Source organism: Kitasatospora sp. NPDC048545 (assembly GCF_040651155.1).
GTDB lineage: Bacteria > Actinomycetota > Actinomycetes > Streptomycetales > Streptomycetaceae > Kitasatospora.
On the sequence record NZ_JBEZIQ010000127.1, the window covers coordinates 1 to 6,374 of the forward strand.

The following is a 6,374-nucleotide window of genomic DNA, read 5'->3' on the forward strand; positions in this document are numbered from 1 at the left end:
AGCCGCGCGACAGGCCCGCGCCCGCGAGGTACAACTCGCCCACGCAGCCCGCCGAAACCGGCCGCAGGCGCTCGTCCAGCACGTAGGCGCGCATGCCGTCGAGTGGGCGCCCGATGGGGAACGCGCCCTCGGGGGCCCGCGTCACCGCGTGGGTGGCGGCGAAGGTCGTCGTCTCGGTGGGGCCGTAGCCGTTGACCACCGTCAGTCCGGGGCAGGCGTTCAGGACGCGGGCGGTGGCGGCGGGTGAGACCACGTCGCCGCCGGTCCACACCTGGCGCACGCCGCGCAGGCTGCCCGGCTCCTCCTCGGCAACGACGGCGAACAGGCCCGCCGTCAGCCACAGCGCCGTCACGCCCTGCTCAGCGACCACGCGGCCGAGTGCCGCCGCCGACAGTTCGCCGGCGGGCGCGACGACGACGCGGCCGCCGTTGAGCAGCGGCACCCACAGCTCGAACGTCGAGGCGTCGAACGAGTACGGCGAGTGCACCAGCACCCGGTCGAACGCCGCCGCCCCGGCGTAGCGGGAGTCCGAGGCCAGCGCGACCACGTCGCGGTGGGTGACCGCCACGCCCTTGGGCCGGCCCGTCGAGCCGGAGGTGTACATCACGTAGGCGAGCCGACGCGGGTCGCAGGCGACCTCCAGGGCGTCGCCTGGCTCGCCGGGCTCGTCGCCGACCAGGACGACGGTGCGGCCCAGCGCCTCGGCCTCCTCGCGCGAGGCGGCGTCGGTGAGCACGAGCTTCGCTCCGGTCTCGGCGACGATCGCCCCGCGGTGGGCGAGGGGGTAGCGGGAGTCCAGGGGCACGAAGAACCCGCCCGCCGTCGCCACTGCGAGCAGCGCCACGACGAGGTCGGCGGAGCGGTCCATCAGCACCGCGACGGCGCTCTCGGCGCGCACGCCCTCGGCCGCCAGGCGCCGGGCCAGGCCGTTGGCGCGGGCGTCCAGCTCGGCGTAGGTCAGCTCGACGCCGTCGGCCGCCGCGACGGCGACGGCCTGCGGGGTGCGGGCGGCCTGGGCGGCGAAGCGCTGCGGCAGTGTGCCGGATGCCTCCGGACGCGGCGCGGCGCCCGTGCTCCAGTCGGCGAGGATGCGGTCGCGCTCGGGCGCGTCCAGGATCTCGACGCGGGAGACGGGCTGCCGGGGATCGGCGACGACGGCCGCCAGCACACGGACGAAGCAGTCGCCGAGCAGCTGCGCCGTCGCCGGGTCGAACAGGTCGGCGGCGAAGGTGACGGTGCCCCACAGGCCGGACGCGGGCGCGGCGGTGGCGGCGCCCGGCTGCTCGCCGAAGGTGAAGGCGAGGTCGAACTTGGCCGGGGCCTCGCCGCCCTCCAGGGCCGCGACCGTCAGGCCCGGGAGGTCCAGTTGCGGCTGGGCGTTGTTCTGGAGCGACAGCATGACCTGGAACAGCGGGTGGCGGGCCATCGACCGCGACGGGGCGAGGTCCTCCACCAGCCGCTCGAAGGGCACGTCCTGGTGCGCGAAGGCACCGAGCCCCGCCTCGCGGGAGCGGCGCAGCACCTCGGCGAAGGTCGGGTCGCCGGAGAGGTCGGTGCGCAGCACGAGGGTGTTGACGAAGAAGCCGACGAGGTCGTTCAGGCCCTCGTCCATGCGGCCGGCGACGGCGGTGCCGACGGGGATGTCCGTTCCGGCGCCCAGGCGCGAGAGCAGCACGGCCAGCGCACTGTGGAGCACCATGAACAGGGTGCCGCCGTGGGCGCGGGCCAGGTCGGCGGCGCGCTGGTGCACCTCGGCCGGGATCGCGAACGCGGCGGTGCCGCCGCGGTGTCCGGCGACGGCCGGGCGCGGACGGTCGTAGGGCAGCGCCAACTCCTCGGGGAGGTCGGCCAGCGCCTCGCGCCAGTAGCCGAGCTGCTCGGTCAGCAGACTCTCCGGGTCGTCCTCGTCGCCCAGCAGTTCACGCTGCCACAGCGCGTAGTCGGCGTACTGGCCCGGCAGTTCGTCCCACTCGGGCTCGCCGCCTGCCAGCCGAGCGGCGTAGGCGGTGGAGACGTCCCGTGCCAGCGGTCCCATCGACCAGCCGTCTCCCGCGATGTGGTGCACCACCAGCAGCAGCACGTGCTCCTCGGGGCTCCGGCTGAACAGCCAGGCCCGCAGCGGCAGTTCGTCGGCCAGGTCGAAGGCGTGCCCGGACGCCCGCGCGACCTGGTCGCGCAGCGCCGCCTCGTCGAGGCCGGCGGCGTCGACGATGGTCAGCAGTGAGCCGACGCTGTCGGCGGGCCGGATGTCCTGCCAGGGCTCGCCGTCGACGGCAGGGAAGACCGTGCGCAGCACCTCGTGCCGGCCGACGACGTCCCGCAGGGCGGCGTCCAGCACCTCGGCGTCGAGAGTGCCGGCCAGCCGCAGGCCGAGCGGGATGTTGTAGGTGGCGCCTGGTCCTTCCAGCTGGCCGAGGAACCAGAGCCGCTGCTGTGCGAAAGAAACCGGGATCATCAGGACTCCTTCTGCCCGCGCATCGGCCGGAACGCGGGCCGTGCCTTCTTCTTGGTGGTCGTGAGGCTTTCGATCCGCGCGGCGACGCCGGCGACGGTCGGCGCCTCGAACAGCGCCTGGAGCGGCAGTTCGACGTCCAGGGCGGCGCGGACCCGGCTGACCAGCCTGGTGGCCAGCAGCGAGTGGCCGCCGAGCTCGAAGAAGTCGTCGTCCAGACCGACCCGTTCGACCTCGACGCCCAGCACCTGCGCGAACGCCTCGCACAGCTGCTCCTCGCGCGGCGTGGTCGGCGCGCGGTGCGCGACCCTCGAGCCGACCTCGGGGGCGGGCAGGGCCTTGCGGTCGAGCTTGCTGTTGGGGGTCAGCGGCAGCGCGTCCAGCAGGATCGCCGCCGAGGGGACCATGTAGTCCGGCAGCGAGGCGGCCACGTGGCGCCGCAAATCCTCGCCGGTGACGGTGGCCGCGTCGGCCGGGTCGGCGAGGACGGCGTAGGCGACCAGGCGCTTGTCGCCGGGCCGGTCCTCGCGGGCGATGACGGCCGCGTGGGCGAGCGCCGGGTGCGCGGCCAGCACGGCCTCGACCTCGCCGAGTTCGATGCGGAAGCCACGGATCTTGACCTGGTCGTCGGCGCGGCCGACGAACTCCAACTGGCCGTCGTGCGTCCAGCGGACCAGGTCGCCGGTGCGGTACATGCGCTCGCCCGAGCTGGTGAACGGGCAGGCCACGAAGCGCTCCGCGGACAGCGCGGGGCGGCCGAGGTAGCCTCGGGCCAGACCGGTCCCGGCCAGGTACAGCTCGCCGACGGTGCCGACGGGCACCGGCCGCAGCGCGGCGTCCAGGACGTAGGCGCGGCTGTTGTCCATGGGCCGCCCGATGGGCAGTACCGGCGGGATCTGCTCCACGTCCGTAACGGGGACCTGCGTGGTGCACAGGGTGGTCTCGGTGGGGCCGTAGGTGTTGCGGACCACGATGCCGGGGCAGGCCTCCAGGACGCGTCGCACGGCGCTCGCCGGGACGATGTCGCCGCCGGTGCCGACCTCGTGGATGCCCGCGAACGCGGTCGGATCGTCCTCGGCCAGCACCCGGAAGAGGCCGGCTGTGAGGTGCAGGTGGGTGAGCCGGTGGCGCTGCCTGAGCGCCCGGATCGCCGCGGCGTCCGTCCGGCCCTCCGGCGCGACGACCACCGTGCCGCCCGAGGTCAGCGGCACCCAGAGCTCGTAGGTGGACGCGTCGAAGGCGTGCGGGGCCTGGAACAGCGCCCGGTGCGGGCCGGTCTCGCTCCAGCAGCGGTCCGAGACGAGGTCGACCACGCCGCGGTGGGTGTTGGCGATGCCCTTCGGGACGCCGGTGGAGCCGGAGGTGTACATCACGTAGACGCGCTGGTCCGGCAGGTTGCGCACATCCAGGTCGGCGTCTTCGCCCGGCTCGGAGCCGGCGCCGGTTCCGGTCGTGGGCTCGATCACCAGGACGTCGGTGCCGGCCGCCTCGACGTCGCGCACGAAGGGGTGCTCGCGCGTCAGCGTGTCGGCGAGCAGCAGCCCGCCGCCCGCGTCGGCGTGGATGACGGCCATCCGGGACTCGGGCGCCCGCGCGTCGATCGGTACGAACGCGCCGCCCGCCTTGAGGATCGCGAGCAGGGTGACCACCAGCTCGGCGGAGCGCCGCATCAGCACCGGGACCAGCGAGTCCGGCGTCACGCCGCGCTCGACCAGCACGCGGGCGAGGCGGTTGGCCCGGCCGTTGAGCTCGGCGTAGCTGATCGCGGTGTCGTCGGCGACGAGAGCGACGGCGTCCGGGGTGCGGGCCACCTGGGCCTCGAACAGGTCGGTGAGGCTGACGGCGGGGATGTCCGCCTCGGTGTCGTTCCAGGTACGCAGCAGCGTCCGGCGGCGGTCCTCGTCGAGGACGTCGACGGCGGCGAGCGGTGTCTGCGGGGCCGTCTCCAGGGCGTCGACCAGGCCCGTCAGCGTGGTGAGCGCGAGCGCGCAGACCAGCTCGGGGTCGATCGGCGCGAGGGCCTGGACGGAGAGCTGAAGCCGCGAGCCGAAGTCGTCGACCGCGACCGTGAGCGGGTAGTTGGTGCGGTCCTCGCCGTGCTCGGCGTGCCCGACGCCTGCCAGGCCGGTGCCCTCGACCTCCTCGGCCGACTGGCTGTGGCGGTAGTTGAGCAGGGCGGTGAACAGCGGTGCGGGGGCGGCGATGCCGCTGGCGCGCTGGGCGAGGGCGAGCGGGGCGTGCTCGTGGACCAGGAGGTCGGCGAGCTGCCCGCGCATCGCGCCGACCGCGTCGGCAACGGTGTGCGCGGCGGTGTCGAGGCGGACCGGGAGGGTGTTGATGAACAGGCCCGGCACGCGGTCGGCGCCGCTGCCGGCGTTCATCCGGCCGAAGAGCAGCGTGCCGAACACGACGTCGTCACGGTTGGCGGTCGCAGCCACCACGCGGGCGAACGCCACGTGGAAGAGTGTCGCCGGGCTCACCCCCAGGACCCGCGAGAGTTCACGCACCCGCGCGGCCAGTTCCGGCGCCAGCACCTGCTCCGCCTCGCTGACCCGGCTGCCGTCGCCGCGCACGTCCAGCAGCCCGAACGGCGCGGACGGCTCGGCCACGTCGGCCAGCAGGTCGGCGAAGAACCGCTCGTGCTCCTCGCGGGAGACCCCGAGCCTGGCCTGCGCGACGAACTCGCGGAACGGCAGCGGCGCGGGCAGGCGGTCCTGCTCGCCCGCCAGCACGGCCCGGATCTCGCCGAGGAGGATGTCCAGCGCCGTGTGGTCGGTGACCAGGTGGTGCCGCTGGAGTGCCAGCAGCCAGCGCCCGCTGCCGGGTTCGGCCGCGACGAAGGCGCGCAGCAGCGGCGCCCGGGTCAGGTCCATCACGGGCGGGCAGGCCGCCTGGAGCTCGTCCATGGCCTGCTCGGCGGGGCCGGTCACGGTGACGGTCTCGACGGGCAGCTGCGCGTGGCGGGCGACGACCTGCACGGGGTCGGCCAGGCCCTCCCAGAACACGCCGGTGCGCAGGATGTCGTGGCGGTCGATCACCTGCTGGAGTGCGTCCAGGAACGCGTCGAGCCGCCCACGCGAGTCGAGGGTGAGCAGGGCCGGCACGACGTACATGTCGCGTCCGCCCTCACCGGCGGCCATCAGGTGGTGGAAGAAGATGCCTTCCTGGAGCGGGGCGAGGGGGTAGACGTCGGCGATGTCGGCCGCTCCGCCCGGGAAGGCGGAGACGATGCGGTCGATCTCCGTCCCGGTCAGCTCCACCAGCGGCAGCATCTCCGGGGTGAGGTGCGTCGCGTCGGCGGGGATGAGGTTCGGCGGCACCACGACGCCCTGGGTGTCACCGGCTGCGGTCGCGGCGGCGAGCCGGGCCGGGGTCGGCGAGGTGAACAGCGTCCGCACGTCCACCGGGACGCCGCGGGCACGCAGCTTCTCGACGAGCGAGACGGCGAGCAGCGAGTGGCCGCCGCGCTCGAAGAAGTCGTCGTCGACGCCGACCCGCTCCACGCCGATGACCTGGGCGAACTCCTCGCACAGCACCTGCTCCTGCGGCGTCGACGGCGCACGGTAGGCGGTCGAGCCGGTGGTGCCGAAGTCCGGCGCGGGCAGCGCCCGGCGGTCCAGCTTGCCGTTGACCGTCCGTGGTACGGCGTCCAGGGCCACGATCGCGGCCGGGACCATGTAGTCCGGCAGCGTCTCGGCCAGGCCGGCGCGGACGGCCGTCGCGTCGAGGCCCGCGTTGCCGACGACGTAGCCGACCAGGCGCTTGTCGCCGGGCACGTCCTCACGGACCACGACGACCGCCTGGACCACACCGGGCTGAGCCGCCAACTGGGCTTCGATCTCGCCGAGTTCGATGCGGTAGCCACGGATCTTGACCTGGTCGTCGGTGCGGCCCAGGTACTCGATGTTCCCGTCCGCCCGCC

The 6,374-nt window shown here is 74.4% G+C and carries 2 protein-coding genes; both read right to left on the bottom strand.

The window, feature by feature from the left end; genetic code table 11:
- A partial coding sequence (locus AB0D10_RS45645) for a condensation domain-containing protein (protein WP_360268838.1) occupies nucleotides 1–2,455 on the bottom strand: 2,455 nt, incomplete at its 3' end.
- Nucleotides 2,455–6,374 (bottom strand): amino acid adenylation domain-containing protein (locus AB0D10_RS45650; protein WP_360268840.1); only part of this gene is annotated, 3,920 nt, incomplete at its 5' end. The genes AB0D10_RS45645 and AB0D10_RS45650, both read right to left, overlap by 1 nt.